Origin of the sequence: Janthinobacterium sp. UMAB-56 (genome assembly GCF_900095265.1) — a bacterium.
Taxonomy (GTDB): Bacteria; Pseudomonadota; Gammaproteobacteria; order Burkholderiales; family Burkholderiaceae_D; genus Janthinobacterium.
In genome coordinates this window covers 562,978-583,940 of sequence record NZ_LT607652.1, presented here as the reverse complement: position 1 = coordinate 583,940, position 20,963 = coordinate 562,978, and the positions used below count along the sequence as shown (strand labels likewise).

The window sequence follows — 20,963 nt, the reverse complement described above, 5'->3', positions numbered from 1 at the left end:
GGTTGTCTCCGTCTATGAATAGGTTTTTTAATAGGATGTCGTTCAACGCATCAGGCCAAGCTCATTCGCCTGCCTGGCATACTCGTCGACCGCCTTCTTGACATACGCGGTCAGCTTCGGCCCCGTCAGGGCGAATGGGTACAGGCCGGCCTGGGCGCGCCATTCGGCGAACTGCGGCGTGGCCATGACGCGCTCAAAGGTCGCCACCCAGCGCTGGTAGTCCGCCTCGGGTACCTGTGGTCCCATCCACACGCCGCGGATGATCGGCCAGACCACGTCGTAGCCCTGCTCGCGCGCCGTCGGCACGCCGGCCAGCACACCGGGCAGGCGTTTTTCCGACAGCACCGCCAGCACGCGCGCATGGTTGGCGCTGGCATTCAGGGTAGCCTCGGAAGTGTCGCCCGAGACCACCTGCACATAATCGGCCTGCATCGCCGTAAACACTTCGCCGCCGCCTTCGAGGGCAACAAAACGCAGTACTTTCGGATCGATGCCTGCATGGCGCGCCAGCAACGCCATCTTCAGCCAGTCCTGGCTGCCGATGGTGCCGGAGACGCCGATCAGCACCTTGTCCGGATGCTGGCGCAGCGCGGCGATCAGGTCGGCCAGGGTCTTGTAGGGCGAGTCGCTGCGCACGGCAATCATGCCGTAGTCGGCGCCCAGCGCCGCCACCCAGCGCACATCGCCCGCCTTCGCGTTGCCGAATTTGCCCTGCGCCAGATTGAGCAGCGAACCGCCCGAAAATGCCACCAGGGTATTCGCCTCCGCGCTGCGCCTTTGCGATGCCATCGAATGCCAGGCCACGGCGCCGATGCCGCCGGGCAGATAGCTGATACGCATGGCCGGTCCAGCAAGCGTGGCTGCCACGCCCTCCTGCGCCAGGCCTTTTTTCGCCAGCTTGCAGGTCAGGTCCATGGCGCCGCCCGGTTTGGACGGCACCACGCACTCGGCCGGTGCGGACGCCTGCGCCCCCGCCACGGCGGGCAGCAGGCACGATAAAGACAGGAGCAGGGAGCGCAGCAGCATCATGGCTTAGAAGCGGTGCTGGATGCCGGCGATCAGGCCGCGCTGCGTGTCGCCGAAACCGGCATCGTCACGCGACAGGCTGACCAGCTGGTTGTGCTTGGCCTTGGCGTAGGCGCCGGCCACATACAGGTCGGTGCGCTTGGACAGGGCGTAGCGCAGGCGCGCCACGTACATGATCGGATCGGCATCGAGGTTGGCGGCCACGTTTTTCACGTCCTGATAGTAGATCGCGCCCGTCAGAGTAATCACCGGCGTGGTCTTGTAGCTGACGCCGCCCCAGTACAGGGTACCGCGCACGTCGGCCTTGCCTGCGGCAGCCGGATCAAGCTTGTAGTCGCGCGCCGCCGCCTGCACTTTCCACGGGCCGTCGTCATACATGGCGCCCAGGTGGTAGACGGTGGTCTTGTCGCGCGCGCCGCCGGCGATGGTATTGCCGTTCACCTGTTCATACGTGGCCAGCAGGCTGACAGGCCCCGTTTTATAGCTGACACCGGTGGACAGCTTGGCGCTGTCCGAACTGCCCGTCGATTGCTCGCCGAAACCATACGACGCGCCGTAGCTGAAGCCGCCCGTCTTGCCAGAATACTTGACCATGTTGTCGAAGGCGGTCGTCATGCCGTACTTGCTCGCGCCCGTCGCGTTTCCCGAGGTGGCCCACGAGTAGAACGGCGCATAGGCCATCGGATCGAACGGCAGCACGAAGTCATACACGGTGGTGAAGGAGCGCCCCAGCACGACGCGGCCAAACGCGCCTTCCAGGCCCACGTTTGCCTGGCGCTTGAACAGCGCGCCATCGGCGGCGCCCGTGTCAACCATGATGCCGCCCTCCAGATTGAACACGGCCTTCAGGCCGCCGCCCAGGTCTTCGCTGCCCAGAATGCCCCAGCGCGAAGTGTTCATGCCGCCCGAGCTGACTTGCGTCACCGAGCTTTTGTTCGGACCCGCATTGCTGGTGTTGCTGATACCGGCGTCGAGGCGGCCATACAAGGTGACGTTCGACTGGGCCTGGGCGCTGCCGGCGGCGAGTAAGGCCATGGCGGCCAGCGAGAATGCTGTTTTTTTCATGTAGAGTCTCCCTTAGATATAGTTATTGGTGATATGCCTGATCAATTTCATGAATCAGGATCACACTATATGAGCGCGATCCTTTCAATTCGCTTTCAGCCTGAAAGGTGTCGCCGGCCAGCCACAAGCCATGCCAACAAATTCACAGCGGCCCCTGTCGGCAAGGCGCAGGCAGGCTTACACTGTATCGTTTCAAACGAATGGCGGAGACCATGCGCATATTATTAGTGGAAGACCATCTGGAACTGTCACGCTGGCTGGCAAAGGCCCTGCGCGACGCGCACCTGACGGTGGAGACCGCCCACAACGGCGCCGATGCCGACGCCCTGCTGCACACGCAGGAATACTCCCTGGTGCTGCTCGACCTGACCCTGCCAAAGATGGATGGTCTGGACGTGCTGCGCCGCCTGCGCGCACGCGGCGGCACGCGCGGCAAGACGCCCGTCATGATACTCACTGCGCGCGGCGGCCTGGATGACAAAGTGCAAGGCCTGAACCTGGGCGCGGATGACTACATGGCCAAGCCGTTCGAACTGGCCGAACTGGAGGCGCGCGTCAAAGCCCTGCTGCGCCGCAGCCAGGGCAACGAAGCCCTGGTGCACACTTGCGGCGCCCTCAGTTTCGACACCGTCACGCGCATGTTCAGCTATGCCGGCGCCCCTTTCCCCCTGACGCCGCGCGAACACGCGGTGCTCGAAGCGCTGATCACGCGCTCGGGGCGCGCCGTATCGAAGGAAAAACTCTTCGATGAAGTGTTCGCCCTGGCCGACGACGCCAACCTGGACGCCATCGAACTATATATCCACCGCGTGCGCAAAAAGCTGGAAAACGGCGTGGAAAGCGGCGCGCCCGATGGCGCCGTCATCACCACCCTGCGCGGCATCGGTTACCTGCTGCAGCCGCGCAGCGCGATGGCGCCTGCCACGCCAAAATGAGCGCCGCCAAGCAACAGCTGCACCCGCGCCTGCCCCTGTTCGCACGCCTGCGCCGGCGCTGGGCGCAGGGCCTGCCGCTGGGCAGCCTGCGCAGCCAGTTGCTGCGCTGGCTGCTGATCCCACTGGTAATGCTGGTGCTGCTGGATGCCGTTTTTGTTTACCGTAACGCGCTCGACGCGGCCGACATGGCCTACGACCGCTCCTTGCTGGCGTCGACGCGGGCGCTGGCCGAGCGCGTTTCCATCGTCGGCGGCAAGGTGGTGGCCGACGTGCCTTACGTGGCACTCGACAGCTTCGAGACCGACACCCTGGGGCGCATCTACTACAAGGTGACGGGCATCAACGGCGAACTGGTGTCGGGCTATGGCGACTTGCCGCCCGTGCCGAAAAACGTGCCCCGCTCGCAGAATTATCCTGCCCTGGTGCGTTTCTACCACGCCGACTACCACGGCAAGCCGATCCGCATCGCGGCCCTGCTGCAACCTGTATACGACGATTCGATGCGCGGCATCGCCCTGATCCAGGTGGCAGAAACGCTGGACGCGCGGCGCGGCCTGTCGAACCAGATCCTGTTCGATACCCTGAGCTGGCAGGCGGCGATGATACTGGTGATGGGGGCCCTCGTGTGGTTTGCCGTGCGCCTCGTGCTGCAACCGCTGATGCGCCTGAAAACGGAAGTCGAGACGCGCACCCTGTCCGACCTGTCCGATGTCGATCCCAAGCTGGTACACAAGGAAATGCGGCCTTTGGTGAGTGCCATGAACGGCGCCATGTCGCGCCTGCAGCAGTTGATCGCCAGCCAGCGCCGCTTCATCGCCGATGCCTCGCACCAGTTGCGCACACCGCTCACCGTACTGAAAACCCAGGCAGAACTGGCCATGCGCGAATGCGACCGCCAGGCAGGCACGCCGTCCGACATGGCCGCCCTGCGCGACATCGTGCGCTCGATCGCCGCCACCACCGATTCGACCGTGCTGCTGGCCAACCGCCTGCTGACCCTGGCGCGCATCGAACATGGCGGCGACACCCTGGCCATGGACACCGTCGCGCTGCGCGACGTGGCGCAGCAGGTGGGACTGGAAATGGCCATGGCCGCCGTCAGCAGGAATATCGACCTGTCGCTGGAAGCGCCCGACGAGGCGCCCGTGCATGGCCAGGCCCTGCTGCTGCATGAACTGCTGGCCAACCTGGTCGACAACGCCCTGCGCTACACGCCGCAGGGCGGCAGCGTAATCCTGCGCGTGCGTGCTGCACAGACGGAGCACGGCGCGGTGCTGGAGGTGGAGGACAGCGGCGCCGGCATCCCGCCCGCAGAACGCGAACGGGTATTTACACCGTTCTACCGGGTCGGCGCGGCGCTCGAGAGCAACCCTGGCGGCGCGGGACTGGGCCTGGCCATCGTGCGCGACATCGCCGCCCTGCATGGCGCCCGGCTGGAACTGGCCACGGCAGCGAATGGACATGGATTGAAAGTCGGCGTGTATTTCGCCGCAGCGCCAGTCGGTGCTAAGATCGCGCCCTGAGATTTTAAGGAAGGCACCGCCATGATGACCAAAGAAGATGTAAGCGAACTGTTTGCCAATATCGCCGAGAACGCGCCATGGGATTTGTCCCAGCCGTTGCTGTGGGGTTATTACTTCACCAACCCCACGTCCGAGCCGCTGGAGCAGGCCGCCACCTTGCTGGCGCTGCAGGGCTACCGCCCGGTGGAACTGTACCAGCCCGAACTCGATGATGTGGCCGCCGCCCCGGTGTGGGTGCTGCACGTGGAAAAGGCCGAAGTGCATGGCGTCGACAGCCTGCATGCGCGCAATGGCGAACTGATGGCGTTTGCGCAGGAAAACCAGCTGGCAAGCTATGACGGCATGGATGTAGGCCCCGTCGGCGCGCCCGAGGTGCCACAGTTGTAAGACGGTCTGGCCATGAAAAAACGGCGCCTGCAGGCGCCGTTTTGCATGGATCACTGAAAACGCTCAGCTCAGGTTTTCCAGGCGAATCTTGGTGACGGTGCCCACCACGCTATCGAGCGCTTCCATCTTCTCGATGGCGGCCGTGACGTTCTTTTCCTGCGTCTGGTGCGTCAGCATGATGATGTCCGTATGCGTCTCGCCTTCAGCCGGCTCTTTTTGCAGCATGGCGTCGATTGAGATGCCGCGTTCGGCCAGGATGCGCGTCAGGTCGGCCAGCACGCCCGGCTGGTCGGCCACATGCATGCGCAGGTAGTAACTAGTGGTGATTTCCGACATCGGCAGGATGTCGATGTTGGTCATCGCGTTCGGCTGGAAGGCCAGATGCGGCACGCGGTGTTCCGGGTCGGCCGTGGCCAGGCGCGTGATGTCGACCAGGTCGGCGATCACCGACGAAGCGGTCGGCTCGGCGCCCGCACCGCGGCCCGAATACAGGCTGGCGCCGACGGCGTCGCCATGCACCAGCACCGCGTTCATGGCGCCTTCCACGTTGGCGATCAGGCGCTTGGCCGGGATCAGGGTCGGATGCACGCGCAGCTCGATGCCTTCCACGCCGTTGACGATGGCGCGCTTGGTGATGCCCAGCAGCTTGATGCGGTAGCCCAGCTGCTCGGCGTAGCGGATGTCGACGGCATTGAGGTTGCTGATGCCTTCCACGTAAGCCTTGTCGAACTGCACCGGGATGCCGAAGGCGATGGCCGACATGATGGTGGCCTTGTGCGCGGCGTCGACGCCTTCGATGTCGAAGGTGGGGTCGGCTTCGGCGTAACCGAGTTCCTGCGCCTGTTTCAGCACGGTGGCGAAATCGAGGCCCTTGTCGCGCATCTCGGACAGGATGAAATTGGTGGTGCCGTTGATGATGCCGGCGATCCATTCGATGCGGTTGGCCGTCAAGCCTTCACGCAAGGCCTTGATGATGGGAATGCCGCCCGCGACAGCCGCTTCGAAGGCCACCATCACACCCTTGTCCTGGGCGGCGGCGAAGATTTCGTTGCCGTGCACGGCCAGCAGGGCCTTGTTGGCCGTGACCACGTGCTTGCCGTTGGCAATGGCCTGCATCACCAGGGTTTTCGACAGGTCGTAGCCGCCAATCAGTTCGACCACGATATCGATCTCGGGATCGTTGACGATCAGGTAGGGGTCATTGACGACCTTGCAGGCGCCGGCGACCAGCGCTTCGGCGCGCGCCACGTCGCGCACGGCGACGGCGACGACTTCAATGCCGCGACCCGCGCGGCGCTTGATTTCTTCCTGGTTGCGTTTCAGGACGCTGAACGTACCGTAACCGACATTGCCCAGGCCCAGCAGGCCGATCTTGATGGATTTCATAGTTGTGCTTGACTACTCATAAGTGGCGCCCCCTAGGGCGGCGCCAGGTTGATCGGTATGGTTGATCGAGATTGCTGCTGCTGGCTGATTCAGGCCCGGCCGTGACGCTTGCGGTAACCTTCGAGGAAGCGCGCGATGCGCCCCATGGCCTCGGTCAGGTCATCGGAGTTGGGCAGGAAGACGACACGGAAATGGTCGGGCGCGATCCAGTTGAACCCCGTGCCCTGCACGATCAGTACCTTCGCTTCAGCCAGTAATTCATAGGCAAACTGCTGGTCGTCGGCGATCGGATAGATCTCCGGGTCCAGGCGCGGGAACATGTACAGCGCGGCCTTCGGCTTGACACAGGTGACGCCCGGAATATCGGTCAGCAGCTTGTGCGCCAGGTCGCGCTGTTTCAACAGGCGCCCGCCGGGCCCCACCAGGTCTTGTATGCTCTGGTAGCCGCCTAACGCCGTCTGGATGGCAAACTGCCCCGGCGCGTTGGCGCATAGCCGCATCGAGGCCAGCATGTTGAGGCCCTCGATGTAATCTTTTGCGTGGCGCTTTTCACCCGAGACCACCATCCAGCCGGAACGGTAGCCGCAGGAGCGGTAATTCTTCGACAGGCCGTTCATGGTGATGAACAGGACGTCGTCGGCCAGCGAGGCGATAGACACGTGCTCGGCCTCGTCGTACAGCACCTTGTCGTAGATTTCGTCGGCGAAAATGATCAGCTGGTGCTGGCGCGCCAGTTCAACGATCTGCTGCAGCACGGAAACCGGGTACAGCGCACCCGTGGGGTTGTTCGGGTTGATGACGACGATGGCTTTCGTTTGCGGCGTGATCTTGCGGCGCATGTCTTCGATGTCAGGATACCACTCGTTGCGCTCGTCGCACACATAATGCACCGGATTGCCGCCCGACAGGCTGACGGCGGCCGTCCACAGCGGATAGTCGGGCGCCGGCACCAGCACTTCGTCACCACTGTTGAGCAGGGCGTTCATCGCCATGACGATCAGTTCGGAAGCGCCATTACCCAGGTAAATGTCATCGATGGTCACGCCGGCGATATTCTTGCTCTGCGTGTAGTGCATGACGGCCTTGCGCGGCGCGAACATGCCTTTCGAATCCGTATAGCCGGCCGCGTTCTGCAGATTGAGCATCATGTCGCGCACGATCTCGTCGGGCGGATCGAAGCCGAATACGGCCAGGTTGCCGATATTGAGCTTGGTGATCTTGTGCCCTTCTTCTTCCATTTGCCTGGATTTTTCCAGGACCGGGCCGCGGATGTCGTAGCAGACGTCCGCCAATTTATTCGATTTCTGAATCGGTCGCAAAATAAATCCCTGTCGTGATGCGGCGCGGTGAGCAGAACTTGCAGCATGGTAGCCGCGCCAGAACTATGAACCCGTGAAACTGCGATGCGAAAGACTGCAAGGCGAAAACAAGCATTCTCGCCGAAAACAAGCCATTTTATCAAATTAAACATGGCGAACCCCAGCATTTGACGCCGATTCTGCCACGCCGCCGCATCCGGACGAGAATCGGGCGGGCGCCATCTTCATCTTCCCTTAATCTTGCAGCATTACCATGGCGCAGGCATGGCATCGCCAATGTGGCGCCGAACATTGCAATTTGGAAGGGATGTTGCTTTTCAGTCGCTCTTTTCTGTCATTTATGGCATGCTTGCGCCCTTGGCCGCGGCACGCAGTTTGGCCGCGCGCGCACCGATCAACCGACACGACCAGCCCCCCGATATCGCCATGAAACTCCATGCCAGCAGCACCCAACAATACCAGACTGTCACCGGCTATGACGAAAACGGCGTCGAGATCAATGCCCAACCGTACAACTATAGCCTGATCGTCATGCCGGAAATGCCACCACGGGCATGGGAGGTGGGCAGTTTCGAAGAATTGACCGAGGCGCATTTCGCGCAAATCCTGGCCGACGCGCCCGACGTAGTCATCCTTGGCACGGGCGAGCGCCAGCGTTTCGTGCATCCGAAGCTGACGGCAGCGCTGACCATGCGCCGCATCGGCGTCGAATGCATGGATAGCCAGGCAGCCTGCCGCACTTATAACATCCTGATGGGTGAAGGCCGCAAGGTCACCCTGGCCCTGATCCTGGCGCCTGGCGCAGGCAGCGCTGCATGAAAATCAATGTCAACGAGCTGCACTCTTCCCGGGTGCTGATGTGGTCCCTGCTAGGCATCTTCATCGTCGTCACCCTGTATGCACTGGGCGCGCGCACTTTGGTTCCGCCCGACGAGGGCCGCTACGCCGAGATGGCGCGCGAAATGTTCGCCACGGGCGACTGGATCACCACGCGCCTGAACGGCATCAAGTACTTTGAAAAGCCGCCGCTGCAAACCTGGATGAATGCGCTGACCTTCGCCGCTTTCGGCCTGGGCGAATGGCAAGCCCGTTTGTGGACTGGCCTGTGCGGCATCCTCGGCGTGTGCATGACGGCCTACGCGGGCAAGAAAGTGTTCGGCCCGCGCGTGGGCTTGTATGCGGGCCTGGTACTGGCGTCCAGCCTGTTCTGGCTCGCTTCCGGCCAGATCAATTCACTGGACATGGGCCTGTCCGGCATGATGGCCCTGACCCTGTGCAGCCTGCTGATCGCCCAGCGCGACGACGCCACGGCGCTGGAACGGCGCAACTGGATGCTGGTCTGCTGGGCCGCCATGGCGCTGGCCGTGCTGGCCAAGGGCCTGATCGGCATCGTGCTGCCGGGCGCCGTGCTGGTGCTGTATTCGCTGTGCGCGCGCGACTGGCGCATCTGGACGCGTTTGCACCTGGTCAAGGGCTTGCTGCTGTTCTTTGCCGTCGCCACGCCCTGGTTCGTGCTGGTCGCCCTGCGCAATCCGGAACAGCCGCACTTCTTCTTCATCCACGAACATTTTCAGCGCTTCCTGATGAAGGGACACAAGCGCGAAGGCGCCTGGTACTACTTCCTGGTGCTGCTCATTCCCGGCATCCTGCCCTGGATAGGCGTGCTGCCGCAAAGCCTGGCCGCTGCCTTCAAGCGCCAGGAAGGCGCTTTCCAGCCCCGCTTGATGCTGCTGGTCTGGGCCGTCTTCATTTTCTTCTTCTTCAGCTATTCGACCTCGAAGCTGCCTGGCTATATCGTGCCCATCTTCCCTGCGCTGGCGCTGCTGGTGGCGCTGTACCTGGAATCGGCCTCGCGCCGCCAGCGCCTGTTCGCCGCCGGCCTGCTGTGCCTGCTGGGCGCGGCCATCCTGATCGGCGGACCGATCGCCTTCGGCAAGGCCAGCGCGCGCGACGCGCAAGCCTTGACCGCGCTCAAGGGCTACCAGCCATGGCTGATGGCGGCCGGCTTCTTCGCCCTGGCCGGCGGTGCCCTGGCCTTGCTGCATGCGCGCCAGTTGCGCCGCGACATGACGGTGCTGACCATCGCCGGCGCCGGCTTCCTGGCCACGCACTGCATCCTGGCCGGCTCCGAACTGTATGGCCAGAACCGCGCAGGCACCGACATGCTGCCGCAGATCCAGGCCGAACTGACGGCCGATACCAAGCTCTATTCGGTCGGCATCTATGAACAGTCGCTGACGTATTATCTGCAGCGGCCCGTGATCCTCGTCGATTACTGGGATGAGTTCACGTTTGGCCTGAAACAGCAGCCCGAACTGTCCATCCCGAGCATCGAGCCTTTCATCACCCAGTGGACGAACGATGCCAACGCGGGCGTGCGCGACATGGCCATTATCAGCCTGGACCGTTACAAGGAATTGCAAGTGCGTGGCGTGCCCATGCGTGTGATCGCTGCAGATGCGCGCCGCATGGTCATTGCCAACAAATAAATATTGACAGGGGCGCGAGGCAGCACGGAGCGCGTCCCTGCCAGCCCCGCCCCCGCACCAGCAGGATTTTTCACCGCTGAACCGGCTACGCCGCCATACTGACGATATAAAATAGCCACGCCTGCCGGCGGCTTTCGAGCGCGCTGGCAGCCTCGGCGACACCGATACACTGACACAATACCGATCCAAGAATTGCGCCCCATGACCTCTACCCTGCCCTTTTTGCCATTTTCCAAACCCACCATCGATGAAGCAACCATCGCCGCCGTCGGCGAAGTGCTGCGCTCGGGCTGGATCACCAGCGGCCCGAAAGTGCAAGCATTCGAAGCCCAGCTGTCCGAGTATTTCGGCGGGCGCCCAGTGCGTACCTTCAATTCGGGCACGTGCACCATGGAAATCGCGCTGCGCATCGCCGGTGTCAAGCCCGGCGACGAAGTCATCACCACGCCCGTGTCGTGGGTAGCGACGGCCAACGTCATCATCGAAGTCGGTGCCACGCCCGTGTTTGCCGACATCGACCCCGTCACGCGCAATATTGACCTCGACAAGCTGGAAGCGGCCATCACCCCGCGTACGAAAGCCATCATCCCCGTCTATCTGTCCGGCTTGCCCGTCGACATGGACCGCCTGTACGCGATTGCTGAAAAGTACAATTTGCGCGTCGTGGAAGACGCGGCGCAAGCATTCGGCTCCACCTGGAAGGGCAAACGCATCGGCGCGTTTGGCGACTTCGTCTCGTTCAGCTTCCAGGCCAACAAGAACATCACCACGGGCGAAGGCGGCTGCCTCGTCCTGAACAACCTGGAAGAAGCCAGGCTGGCCGAGAAATACCGGCTGCAAGGCGTGACGCGCAGCGGCGTCGACGGCATCGACGTCGATGTGCTGGGCGGCAAATACAACATGAGCGACATCATGGCCGCCATCGGCCTGGGCCAGTTCGCCAATATCGATGCGATCACGTCCCACCGCCGCGCGCTGGCACGCCACTATTTCGCGCAGTTCGGCAGCGACTTCGAAGCGCAGAGCGGCGCCCAGCTGCCCGTGCAAGACTTTGAAAACAGCAACTGGCATCTGTTCCAGATCATCCTGCCCGACAATGGCCCCGGCACGCGCGCCGCCTTCATGCAGCAAATGGCGCAGCAAAACGTGGGAACGGGCTATCATTACGCACCGATCCACCTGTTTACCATGTACCGCGAACGCGGCTTTACCGAAGGCATGTTCCCCGTCTCGGAAAAGATCGGCCGCCTGACCGTGACCTTGCCGATGTTCTACGCCATGACGACACAAGACGTGGAACGCGCCGTCGCCACCGTCAAATCCATACTCATCAAATAAGCAGCGCGCCGATGAAACCTGAACTGTCCATTATCATTCCGATCTACAACGAGCAAGATGGCCTCGCCAGCCTGTTCGCCCGCCTGTATCCGGCCCTCGATGCCTTGCAGACGAGCTATGAAATCCTCTTCATCAATGATGGCAGCCGCGACAATTCGGTGGCCATCCTGGCGGAACAGTTCCGCCAGCGCCCCGACGTCACGCGCGTGATCTTGTTTAACGGCAATTACGGCCAGCACATGGCCATCCTGGCCGGCTTCGAAGCTTCGCGCGGGCAAATCATGGTCACGCTCGACGCCGACCTGCAGAACCCGCCCGAAGAAATCGGCAACCTGGTGGCGAAGATGCGCGAAGGCTACGATTACGTGGGCTCGATCCGGCGCAAGCGGCAAGATTCCGCCTGGCGCACCCTGGCATCGAAGATGATGAACCGCCTGCGCGAGCGCATCACCAACATCAAGATTACCGACCAGGGCAACATGCTGCGCGCGTACGGCCGCAATGTGATCGATCTGGTCAACCAGTGCGCCGAAGTCAACACCTTCGTGCCCGCCCTGGCCTACACGTTCGCCCGCAAGCCGACGGAAATTACCGTCGAACACGAGGAACGGGCTGCCGGCGAGTCAAAATACTCGCTGTACAGCCTGATCCGCCTCAATTTCGACCTGGTCACGGGCTTTTCGCTGATTCCCCTGCAAATCTTTTCCATGCTGGGCATGGCGATGTCGCTGGGCTCGGCATTGCTGGTGATTTTCCTGCTGGTACGCCGCTTCCTGCTGGGCGCGGAAGCCGAAGGCGTGTTCACCCTGTTCGCCATCGCCTTCTTCTTCATGGGCGTGATCCTGTTCGGCATCGGCCTGGTCGGCGAATACGTGGGACGCATCTTCCAGCAAGTGCGCGCCCGCCCCCGCTACGTGGTGCAAACCATCTTGCAGGATGGCATGGCCCAGGCGGAAGCCGAGGCGCCATCCTACGTGCGCCTGGAAAAGCGCCAGGTGGGCCGCTGATGGGCGCCCCACGCGCCGTCGTCTTCGGCTACCACAATGTGGGCGTGCGCTGCATCAAGGTGCTGCTGGCCGGCGGCGTCGATATCGCCCTGGTCGTCACGCACGAAGACAGCCCCACGGAAAACCTGTGGTTCGAATCCGTCGCCAGCCTGTGCCAGGCCGAAGGCATCGCCTACATCACGCCATCGGACGCCCGCGCGCCCGAACTGCTGGCGCAGGTGCAGGCGGCAAGACCGGACATGCTGTTCAGCTTTTACTACCGTCACATGCTGCCCGCCAGCATCCTGGAAGTCGCGCCCGCCTACAATATGCACGGCTCGTTGCTGCCGCAGTTCCGCGGCCGCGCGCCCGTCAACTGGGCCGTGCTGCATGGCGCCCCACAAACGGGCGCCACCCTGCATGAAATGACCGTCAAGCCGGACGCCGGCGCCATCGTCGCGCAAACGGCCGTGCCCATCCTGCCCGACGATACGGCCTTCGAAGTCTTCGGCAAGGTCACCGTGGCGGCGGAACAAACCCTGTGGCACGTGCTGCCGGCCTTGCTGGACGGCACGGCGCCGCGCCAGCTCAACGATTTGCGCCAGGGTGGCTACTTTGGCGGGCGCAAGCCAGAAGACGGCAGGATAGACTGGCAGTTACCAGCGCAGCAGGTGTACAACCTGCACCGGGCCGTCGCGCCGCCCTATCCCGGCGCGTTCACCGAAATCAACAATATCATTTACACCATCGAAATAGCCCGTTTAAGCAAGCATTCAGCAGGAAGTTTGCCACCGGGCTTGGCGGTAGTGGATAATTGCATCTTTGGCGTCTGCGGAGACGGCCGCATGCTGGCCATTTCCGCGCTGAGGGCTGCCGGGGAGCCGATTTCGGCTCAGCAATTGCAAGCAAGTCTGACCGCCCGCGTCAGCACACACTGATATCACTCAAGAGAATCTCACATGAAAAAAGTCCTCATCTTAGGCGTCAACGGCTTCATCGGCCATCACCTGTCCAAGCGCATCCTGGAAACCACCGACTGGCATGTCTACGGCATGGACATGAACACGGACCGCATCACGGAATTGCTGGAAGATGACAACTACAAGTCGCGCATGCACTTCTTCGAAGGCGACATCACGATCAACAAGGAATGGGTCGAGTACCACGTCAAGAAATGCGACGTGATCCTGCCGCTGGTGGCCATCGCCACGCCGTCGACCTACGTCAAGCAGCCGCTGCGCGTCTTTGAACTGGACTTCGAAGCCAACCTGCCCATCGTCCGCTCGGCCGCCAAATACGGCAAGCACCTGGTCTTCCCGTCGACTTCGGAAGTGTATGGCATGTGCCATGACGAAGAATTCGATCCGGAAAACTCGGAACTGATCTGCGGCCCGATCAACAAGCCGCGCTGGATCTATTCCAACGCCAAGCAACTGATGGACCGCGTGATCTGGGGCTACGGCATGGAAGGCTTGAACTTCACCCTGTTCCGTCCATTCAACTGGATCGGCGCGGGACTGGACTCGATCCACACGCCAAAAGAAGGTTCCTCGCGCGTGGTGACGCAATTCTTCGGCCACATCGTGCGCGGCGAAAACATCTCGCTGGTCGACGGCGGCGCGCAGAAACGCGCGTTCACTTACATCGACGACGGCATCGATGCGCTGATCCGCATCATCGCCAACAAGAACGGCATCGCCAGCGGCAAAATCTACAACATTGGCAATCCGACCAATAACTATTCGATCCGCGACCTGGCCGGCATGATGCTGACCCTGGCCGCCGAATACCCGGAATACGCCGAAGGCGCGAAACACGTGAAAATCGTGGAAACGACCTCGGGTGCCTACTACGGCGCCGGCTACCAGGACGTGCAAAACCGCGTGCCGAAAATCACGAATACCTGCGAAGAGCTGGGCTGGGCGCCGACCACCACCATGGCCGATTCCCTGCGCAATATTTTCGACGCCTACCGCAGCCAGGTAGCCCAAGCCAAAGCCTTGATGGATTAATGTTGAGCAAGCCGTTACTGACCCTGAAAATCGACGTCGATACCTATCGCGGCACCCGTGAAGGCATGGGCAACTTGGTGCGCATGCTAGCCGCGCACCAGGCGAAGGCCACCTTTCTGTTCTCGCTGGGCCCCGACCATACGGGCTGGGCCCTGCGACGCGCCTTGAAGCCGGGCTTTTTCAGCAAGGTGTCGCGCACCTCGGTGGTCGAGCACTACGGCTTGAAAACATTGATGTACGGCACCTTGCTGCCGGGACCCGATATCGGCAAGCAATGCGTGGCGCAATTGCGCGCCGTGCGCGATGCCGGTTTCGAGTGCGGCATCCATACCTGGGATCACACCCTGTGGCAGGACAACGTGGCCAAGCGCAACGCCGCCTGGACCATCAACATGATGCGCAAGGCCGCCAGGCGCTACGAACAGGTGTTTGGCGCGGCGCCGCACACGCACGGCGCGGCCGGCTGGCAAATGAATGTCAGCGCCTTTGTCGAGCACGACACGGCCGGCTACCGCTATGCGTCCGACGGCCGCGCCATGCTCGACGCGCGTGGCGCCATGCTGCATCCGAGCAATGGCCCGCACCGCGTGCGCAATGGCAACACTATCCTGCAATGCGTGCAATTGCCCACCACACTGCCCACGCTCGACGAGCTGCTAGGCTGCGAAATCGATGGCAAGTTGATCACGACCGGCAATGTTGCCGCGCATATATTGTCGCTGACGGCGGACAATCCGCGCGACCACGTGTATACCTTGCATGCGGAACTTGAAGGACAGAAACTCGCCCCCATTTTCGAACAACTGCTGGCTGGCTGGAAAGCCCAGGGCTACCAGTTTGCAGCAATGGGCGATTACTATGAAAAGATTAAAAATACGGACTTGCCCGTTTGCCCCGTCACCTGGGATGAGTTGCCCGGGCGTTCGGGACGCCTGATTGTGCAGGGCAAAGCGGCCTGAATACTGTATTGTTGCACCTGGATGCGTTGCCAGATAAAAACAGCGCTGATGATCACCGTTCAGGAGAGAACCTGTGGCTGATAGCCAATCCCTCGTTAGCATACCCGACTTTAGCGCCGCCATGACCAGCGGCAAGACCTTCCAGTTGCTGGGTCGCCAGGCCAAGGCCACGGTGCTGTTTTTCTATCCGAAAGACAATACTCCTGGCTGCACCACGGAAAACATCGCCTTCCGCGATGCGTCTTCGCAATTCGCCGCCGCCGGCGTGGAAATCTACGGCATCAGCCGCGATTCCCTGCGCTCGCACGAGAGTTTCAAAGCCAAGCTGGAACTGCCATTCGAGCTCATTTCCGACCCGGACGAAGCCGTTTGCCTGCTGTTTAACGTCATGAAGATGAAACAGATGTACGGCAAGACCGTGCGTGGCGTCGAGCGCAGTACGTTTGTGATTGACGCTGAGGGCCGATTGGTGAAAGAATGGAGAGGCGTGAAGGTCGCAACTCACGTGGAAGAAGTGCTGGAATTCGTAGCGCATCTGAATTGATCGTTTATTTTGATCGCATGCGCGTTGCCGGCTTCCAGCGAGCTTAGTTCAACCGCAGTCAGTTCACGCCACCTATTGCCATTTTGAGTCAACGAAGCGCCTCCACCCACTCCGCCAGGCGGGCCAACAGCCCGCCGATGGCGTCCATGACCGGCCATGCTGTCGGCCTTCCGGCAGTTATTCGTCCTGTAGCATTGTTGTTTCCCCGCATCCACCCCATGAGAAGTGCCGCCAGAAGCTGGCTGCCCATGGGCGATTCATTCCAGAAATTTTTTGATTGAGATCCTGATGCCACTGCCAAAATTACCGAGCAAGCCAGCCACCATCCTGGCCACCCAAGATTACCCAAGTGCCGGCGCAGCGCGCCCGGCCACCAAAAACCCGGCAGCCAAGAAAGTGGCTGCACCGATCATAGAAGCGGCGATTGCCGAAGTTAGCAAGCCGGTCCGCAATGCGGCCACGAAGATCAAGCAAGTGGCGGCCCTGATGGTCGCCAAGCCCGCGCCTGCTGCGCCTGCACCTGTGCCGGTTGCGGCCGCACCTGCCGCCGTTGCCGCACCTGCTGCGAAAGCCAAGCCGGCGGCTAAAGGCAAGGTCACGCCGATCAAGCCCGTCAAGCAAGCCGAACAGCCACATCCGGCCAAGCACAAGGCTGTGGAAGTGCAGCTCAAGTCGTCCGCCAGCCGCGCCGCCGACCAGCGCGGCATCAGCAAACTGTTCGTGCTCGACACGAACGTCCTGATGCACGATCCATCGTCGCTGTTCCGCTTCGAGGAACACGATGTGTACCTGCCGATGATGACCCTGGAAGAGCTGGACAACCATAAAAAGGGCATGACGGAAGTGGCGCGCAATGCGCGCCAGGTCTCGCGCACGCTCGACGCACTGATCAGCAACACGGATGACGACGCCATCGAACACGGCATCTTGCTGTCCAAGCTGGGCAACAAGGATGCCAAGGGCCGTTTGTTCTTCCAGACGCGCTTGCAAAGCGCCGACCTGCCGGCTGGCTTGCCAGTGGGCAAGGCCGACAACCAGATCCTCGCCGTCGTGCGTTCGCTGGAATCGGAACAGGAAGGCCGCCCCGTCGTGCTGGTGTCGAAAGACATCAACATGCGCATCAAGGCGCGCGCCCTGGGCTTGCCGGCCGAAGATTACTTCAACGACCATGTGCTGGAAGACACGGACTTGCTGTACTCGGGCATCGTGCAATTGCCGGACGATTTCTGGAACAAGCACGGCAAGGACATGGAATCGTGGCAGGAAAGCAAGAACGGCTACAGTTCCACCTTCTACCGTGTGACGGGGCCGTTCATTCCATCCTTGCTGGTCAACCAGTTCATCTACCTGGAACCGAAAAATGGCGAAACGCCATTCTACGGCCAGGTAAAACAGATCAACGGCAAGACGGCCGTGCTGCAAACCCTGCGCGACTTCAGCCACACGAAGAACAATGTGTGGGGCGTAACGGCACGCAACCGCGAGCAGAACTTCGCGCTGAACCTCTTGATGAATCCGGAATGCGACTTCGTCACCCTGCTGGGCCAGGCCGGTACCGGCAAGACCCTGCTGGCCCTGGCCGCCGGCCTGGCGCAAGTGCTGGAAACCAAGCTCTACAATGAAATCATCGTCACCCGCGTGACGGTGCCCGTCGGCGAAGACATCGGTTTCCTGCCAGGCACGGAAGAGGAAAAGATGTCGCCATGGATGGGCGCCTTCGACGACAACCTCGAAGTGCTGAACAAGTCCGACTCGGATGGCGGCGAATGGGGCCGTGCGGCAACGCAAGACCTGATCCGCTCGCGCATCAAGATCAAGTCGCTCAACTTCATGCGCGGGCGCACGTTTGTAAACAAGTTCCTCATCATCGATGAAGCACAGAACTTGACGCCGAAACAAGTCAAGACCCTGGTCACGCGTGCCGGTCCCGGCACGAAGATCCTGTGCCTGGGCAACATCGCCCAGATCGACACGCCGTACCTGACGGAAGGCTCGAGCGGCCTGACCTACGTAGTCGACCGCTTCAAGGGCTGGACCCACAGCGGCCACGTCACCCTGGCCCGTGGCGAGCGTTCGCGCCTGGCCGACCACGCCAGCGAAGTACTGTAAATTGACAGGGCAGCGCCAGCTGCCTCAGTCATTCAAAAGCCCCGACCGCAGCGATGCGGGCGGGGCTTTTTTCATGTGCGCAACTTTTCGCGACGACATGTTCTAATACCGCTCTCTTTCTTCCTGGTTAACTCGCCCCATGCATCCCGCCTTCCAGCTATTGCTTTGCTTCCTACTTTTCATGCTCATCCACATTTCCGTCATGGCCTTGTGCGCCCGCGCGTTTGGCATCACGCTGCGCCAGATCAGCTATGGCGTAGGTCCCACCCTGCTGAGCTTGGGAAAAGTTCACGTCAAGCTGCTGCCGCTGGCGGGCAATGTTGTACTGAAAGATACGCGCGAGGAAACGCTGTATGACGACGACCCCTGTCTCGACGCCTACAACTTCCAGCCGCTGTGGAAGCAGCTCGTGTTGCCGCTGAGCGGCGTGGCCGTCTTGCTGGCCTTGTCGCTGAGCATCATGGGAGCCTCGGGCTGGGAGCGCTTTGTCGCTGCCTTCGGGCAAATCATCCACGGTGCGCTGGCACCGTTGTCGACGGCGCAGGAATTGCTTGGTGAAGGGGAAACGTTTGCCCGTACACACGGCTTTGCGCTGGTGTTTGCCCTGTTCTCGTTGAAACTGTGCGCATTCAACCTGCTGCCGTTTGCCGGCTTGAACGGTGGACAGGCATTGCTGGCCCTGGCGCGCGGCGGCAAGCCATACGCGGCCTGGGAAGAGTCCGCGACGAAGTGGCTGTTGCTGCCGGGGCTGGCGATCTTGCTGGCGTGGGTAGTGGCGTTCGGCTGGTATGCCTGGAAAGCAATGGCGGCATGACTGCCACCACTCAGGAAATGCCCGCCGTCCGCAGTCGCTGGCCGGCAGGCTGGACAGGACAAACCGCTTAATTCACCCGCTTGGCCGGCATATCCTGCCCTTCCTGGCGCAGCACCAGTTGCTGGGTCTTGCCATCGGCATCCTTGCTGAAACGCACTTCCGCATCGACTTCATTCGAGAAGAAGGCCGTCTCGCTCATGGGCAGCATGGCCAGCTTGCGGAAACCTGTCACCTGGGCAAAGAACTTGTCACCTTCACGCGTCACTTCCAGGTAAACCTCGGGCGCCAGCGCATAGCGGCCCACGTAGGCATCGAATTGCGCCGTCGTCATGGCAACCACGGCGCGGGCCGGCTTGACGGCACTGGCTCGCTCATGCACGGACTTCGACTCGCCGCCATCGTTGAGGATCAACTGCGCCTCGCCCTTCGGTCCCCGCTCGAATTCGGCCGTCGTCAGCGTGTTTTCAATCAGGAAGCCGTTGGGCGAATAGGCCAGCAGGCGCTGTGCCGGACGGCCAGTGCGTTGCAGCAGCAGATTGCCCTCGAAGTTGCGGATCGTGTAGCCGGCCTTGTCATTGATGGCGTACACGCCAGCATACGCATCGAGGATGGCGGGCTTGAGCGAAATGACCTTGATCTCGGGATAGGGCCGGCCCACGGCAATGGCGGCCGCCTTGCGGGCGACTACATCGGGGTCCACCAGTCCCGTGTCCGAGTTTTCCAGCACGGCCACATACAATTTCTCCTTCGGCAAGCGCATCGCATACGTGGAAAAACCATTGATGCCGCCGCTATGGTGAATGACGGGGGTGTTTTGCCAGGTCCCCACCTTCCAGCCCAAGCCGGAACGGGTCAGCTTGCCATCGCTCAGCTTGGCTGGCGTGAATGCCTGCTGCCAGGTGGAAGCCTTGAGCAGCTTGCCGTCCGAGATGGCCGCGTCCCAGCGCGCCAGATCGTCCACGGTGGAAACAAGCGCGCCGGCCGCATACGGCTGCGTCATGCTCAGGGGCAAGTTTGGCACATAGGCATCTCCCGAACGGATATGCCCGGCCGCGCGCTTGGCCGGCCGGCGCTCATGGCCTTCATAAGCCGTGTCGTTCATGCCCAGCGGCACGAAGATCTGCTGTTCCACAAACGTGGCATACGGCTGGCCCGATGCCTTTTCAATGATGGCACCCAACAGGAAATAGCCGGAGCTGCTGTAGCGCCACTGCGTGCCCGGTTCAAAATCGAGCGGATCGTTCTTGAAGAAATCGATCATCTGCGCCACGCTCAAGTCTTTCGTACTGTTAGGCACGAATTCAGGCTTGACCGTGTAGTCATGGATGCCCGACGTGTGCGCGAGCAACTGCTCGATCGTGATTTTCTTGCCATGCGTCGGGTAATCTGGGAGGAACTTCGTGATGTCATCGGTAATGGCCAGCTTGCCCTGGTCGGCCAGCAGCAGGATGGCGACGGCCGTGAATTGCTTGGAAATGGAACCCAGGCGCAGCGACATGTCTGGCGTCAGCGGCTGGCCATCCTGCACGTTGGCCAGGCCATACGCCTTGCGCAGCAGAGGCTGGCCATCTTTGACGACGATGACGACGGCGCCCGGTTCGCTGGACTTGTAGTACGCAGCGATGCTGGCATCGATCTGCGCGGCCAGCGCTTGCTGCCGCTGGCTCAGTGGCGCGGGTTCGGCGGCCCAGCCGGCAGGGGCTTGCAACAGGATCAGGGTGGCGAGGCAGATGCTGGAAACTTTAAACATGTAGATCACTTTCACAGGAAGGGTAAACCAGCTTGACCATGCCCCTGGCGATGGCTATCGGGATGGCATATTTTCTTTAGACAATATTTCCAATTTGCCCACCCAGCATAACAAACCCTATCAGGAGCAAAACTCCCCATTTGTCACAGGCTGCAGTACACGCTAGCTTGCCACTTTGTTTTTCGAGAAGATCAGGCAGCATCTGGCCGCAGAAAGCCGAAATTTACGCATATACCACAAATGAAACATTCATTCATGAAATGAATAATACCCATTAATACTGTGAATTGGCCGCAAGCGAAATGGCGGCCTATACTCCAG

At 61.5% G+C, this 20,963-nt stretch carries 18 protein-coding genes; 13 read left to right on the top strand and 5 right to left on the bottom strand.

Annotated elements, in window-relative coordinates:
* Positions 1-42 precede the first annotated feature (42 nt).
* Both K0F85_RS05655 and K0F85_RS05650 read right to left on the bottom strand, forming a co-directional pair.
* The gene (locus K0F85_RS05655) at positions 43-1,029 is read right to left on the bottom strand and encodes a tripartite tricarboxylate transporter substrate binding protein (protein ID WP_219114918.1); all 987 of its coding nucleotides are present in this window, start codon (positions 1,027-1,029) and stop codon (positions 43-45) included.
* 3 nt (positions 1,030-1,032) lie between these two features.
* Positions 1,033-2,091, bottom strand: a complete 1,059-nt coding sequence (locus K0F85_RS05650; RefSeq protein WP_219114917.1) for a porin — start codon at positions 2,089-2,091, stop codon at positions 1,033-1,035.
* Between the two features lie 212 nt (positions 2,092-2,303).
* Here K0F85_RS05650 and K0F85_RS05645 point away from each other — a divergent pair, with 212 nt between their 5' ends.
* Genes K0F85_RS05645 through K0F85_RS05635 form a run of 3 tightly spaced genes read left to right on the top strand, consistent with a single transcriptional unit; the run spans position 2,304 to position 4,936 of the window.
* On the top strand, positions 2,304-3,026 hold the full coding sequence (locus K0F85_RS05645; protein WP_219114916.1) for a response regulator: 723 nt from the start codon (positions 2,304-2,306) through the stop codon (positions 3,024-3,026).
* Positions 3,023-4,549, top strand: a complete 1,527-nt coding sequence (locus K0F85_RS05640; protein ID WP_257572545.1) for a sensor histidine kinase — start codon at positions 3,023-3,025, stop codon at positions 4,547-4,549. The genes K0F85_RS05645 and K0F85_RS05640 overlap by 4 nt, the downstream gene beginning before the upstream one ends.
* Positions 4,550-4,570: 21 nt before the next feature.
* Positions 4,571-4,936, top strand: a complete 366-nt coding sequence (locus tag K0F85_RS05635; protein WP_219114915.1) for a ribonuclease E inhibitor RraB — start codon at positions 4,571-4,573, stop codon at positions 4,934-4,936.
* 63 nt (positions 4,937-4,999) lie between these two features.
* Here the strand turns inward: K0F85_RS05635 and K0F85_RS05630 are convergent, their stop codons facing one another.
* Together K0F85_RS05630 and K0F85_RS05625 are read right to left on the bottom strand one after the other, a co-directional pair.
* Positions 5,000-6,322 (bottom strand): homoserine dehydrogenase, encoded by a 1,323-nt coding sequence (locus tag K0F85_RS05630; RefSeq protein WP_219114914.1) that lies wholly within the window; start codon positions 6,320-6,322, stop codon positions 5,000-5,002.
* 89 nt (positions 6,323-6,411) lie between these two features.
* Entirely contained in the window at positions 6,412-7,641 is a 1,230-nt protein-coding gene (locus tag K0F85_RS05625) for a pyridoxal phosphate-dependent aminotransferase (RefSeq protein ID WP_219114913.1), read from the bottom strand.
* A 426-nt stretch (positions 7,642-8,067) separates the two neighbouring features.
* On the opposite strand from K0F85_RS05625, the gene K0F85_RS05620 reads away from it, so the two are divergent.
* The 10 genes from K0F85_RS05620 (at position 8,068) to K0F85_RS05575 (ending at position 18,892) form a co-directional block, all read left to right on the top strand.
* Positions 8,068-8,460, top strand: a complete 393-nt coding sequence (locus tag K0F85_RS05620) for an Mth938-like domain-containing protein (RefSeq protein ID WP_219114912.1) — start codon at positions 8,068-8,070, stop codon at positions 8,458-8,460.
* Positions 8,457-10,130, top strand: a complete 1,674-nt coding sequence (locus K0F85_RS05615) for a glycosyltransferase family 39 protein (protein ID WP_219114911.1) — start codon at positions 8,457-8,459, stop codon at positions 10,128-10,130. Before K0F85_RS05620 ends, K0F85_RS05615 begins: the two co-directional genes overlap by 4 nt.
* Before the next feature lie 201 nt (positions 10,131-10,331).
* Positions 10,332-11,468 carry a DegT/DnrJ/EryC1/StrS aminotransferase family protein gene (locus K0F85_RS05610; protein WP_219114910.1) on the top strand — a complete coding sequence of 379 codons (1,137 nt, stop codon included), beginning with the start codon at positions 10,332-10,334 and terminating at the stop codon, positions 11,466-11,468.
* Positions 11,469-11,479: 11 nt separating this feature from the next.
* Positions 11,480-12,475 (top strand): glycosyltransferase, encoded by a 996-nt coding sequence (locus K0F85_RS05605; protein ID WP_219114909.1) that lies wholly within the window; start codon positions 11,480-11,482, stop codon positions 12,473-12,475.
* A complete protein-coding gene (locus K0F85_RS05600; RefSeq protein WP_219114908.1) occupies positions 12,475-13,392 on the top strand; it encodes a formyltransferase in 918 nt (305 codons plus the stop codon). Before K0F85_RS05605 ends, K0F85_RS05600 begins: the two co-directional genes overlap by 1 nt.
* Positions 13,393-13,413: 21 nt before the next feature.
* On the top strand, positions 13,414-14,466 hold the full coding sequence (locus tag K0F85_RS05595) for a bifunctional UDP-4-keto-pentose/UDP-xylose synthase (protein ID WP_070290550.1): 1,053 nt from the start codon (positions 13,414-13,416) through the stop codon (positions 14,464-14,466).
* Positions 14,466-15,425, top strand: coding sequence for a polysaccharide deacetylase family protein (locus tag K0F85_RS05590; protein ID WP_219114907.1), 960 nt, complete (start codon positions 14,466-14,468; stop codon positions 15,423-15,425). The genes K0F85_RS05595 and K0F85_RS05590 overlap by 1 nt, the downstream gene beginning before the upstream one ends.
* 73 nt (positions 15,426-15,498) lie before the next feature.
* The gene (locus tag K0F85_RS05585) at positions 15,499-15,969 is read left to right on the top strand and encodes a peroxiredoxin (RefSeq protein ID WP_219114906.1); all 471 of its coding nucleotides are present in this window, start codon (positions 15,499-15,501) and stop codon (positions 15,967-15,969) included.
* Between the two features lie 288 nt (positions 15,970-16,257).
* Positions 16,258-18,078 carry a PhoH family protein gene (locus K0F85_RS05580; RefSeq protein ID WP_219114905.1) on the top strand — a complete coding sequence of 607 codons (1,821 nt, stop codon included), beginning with the start codon at positions 16,258-16,260 and terminating at the stop codon, positions 18,076-18,078.
* Positions 18,079-18,217: 139 nt separating this feature from the next.
* Positions 18,218-18,892 carry a site-2 protease family protein gene (locus K0F85_RS05575; RefSeq protein ID WP_374198639.1) on the top strand — a complete coding sequence of 225 codons (675 nt, stop codon included), beginning with the start codon at positions 18,218-18,220 and terminating at the stop codon, positions 18,890-18,892.
* Between the two features lie 67 nt (positions 18,893-18,959).
* Here K0F85_RS05575 and K0F85_RS05570 read toward each other — a convergent pair whose 3' ends face one another.
* A complete protein-coding gene (locus K0F85_RS05570) occupies positions 18,960-20,642 on the bottom strand; it encodes a serine hydrolase (protein ID WP_219114903.1) in 1,683 nt (560 codons plus the stop codon).
* Positions 20,643-20,963 lie beyond the last annotated feature (321 nt).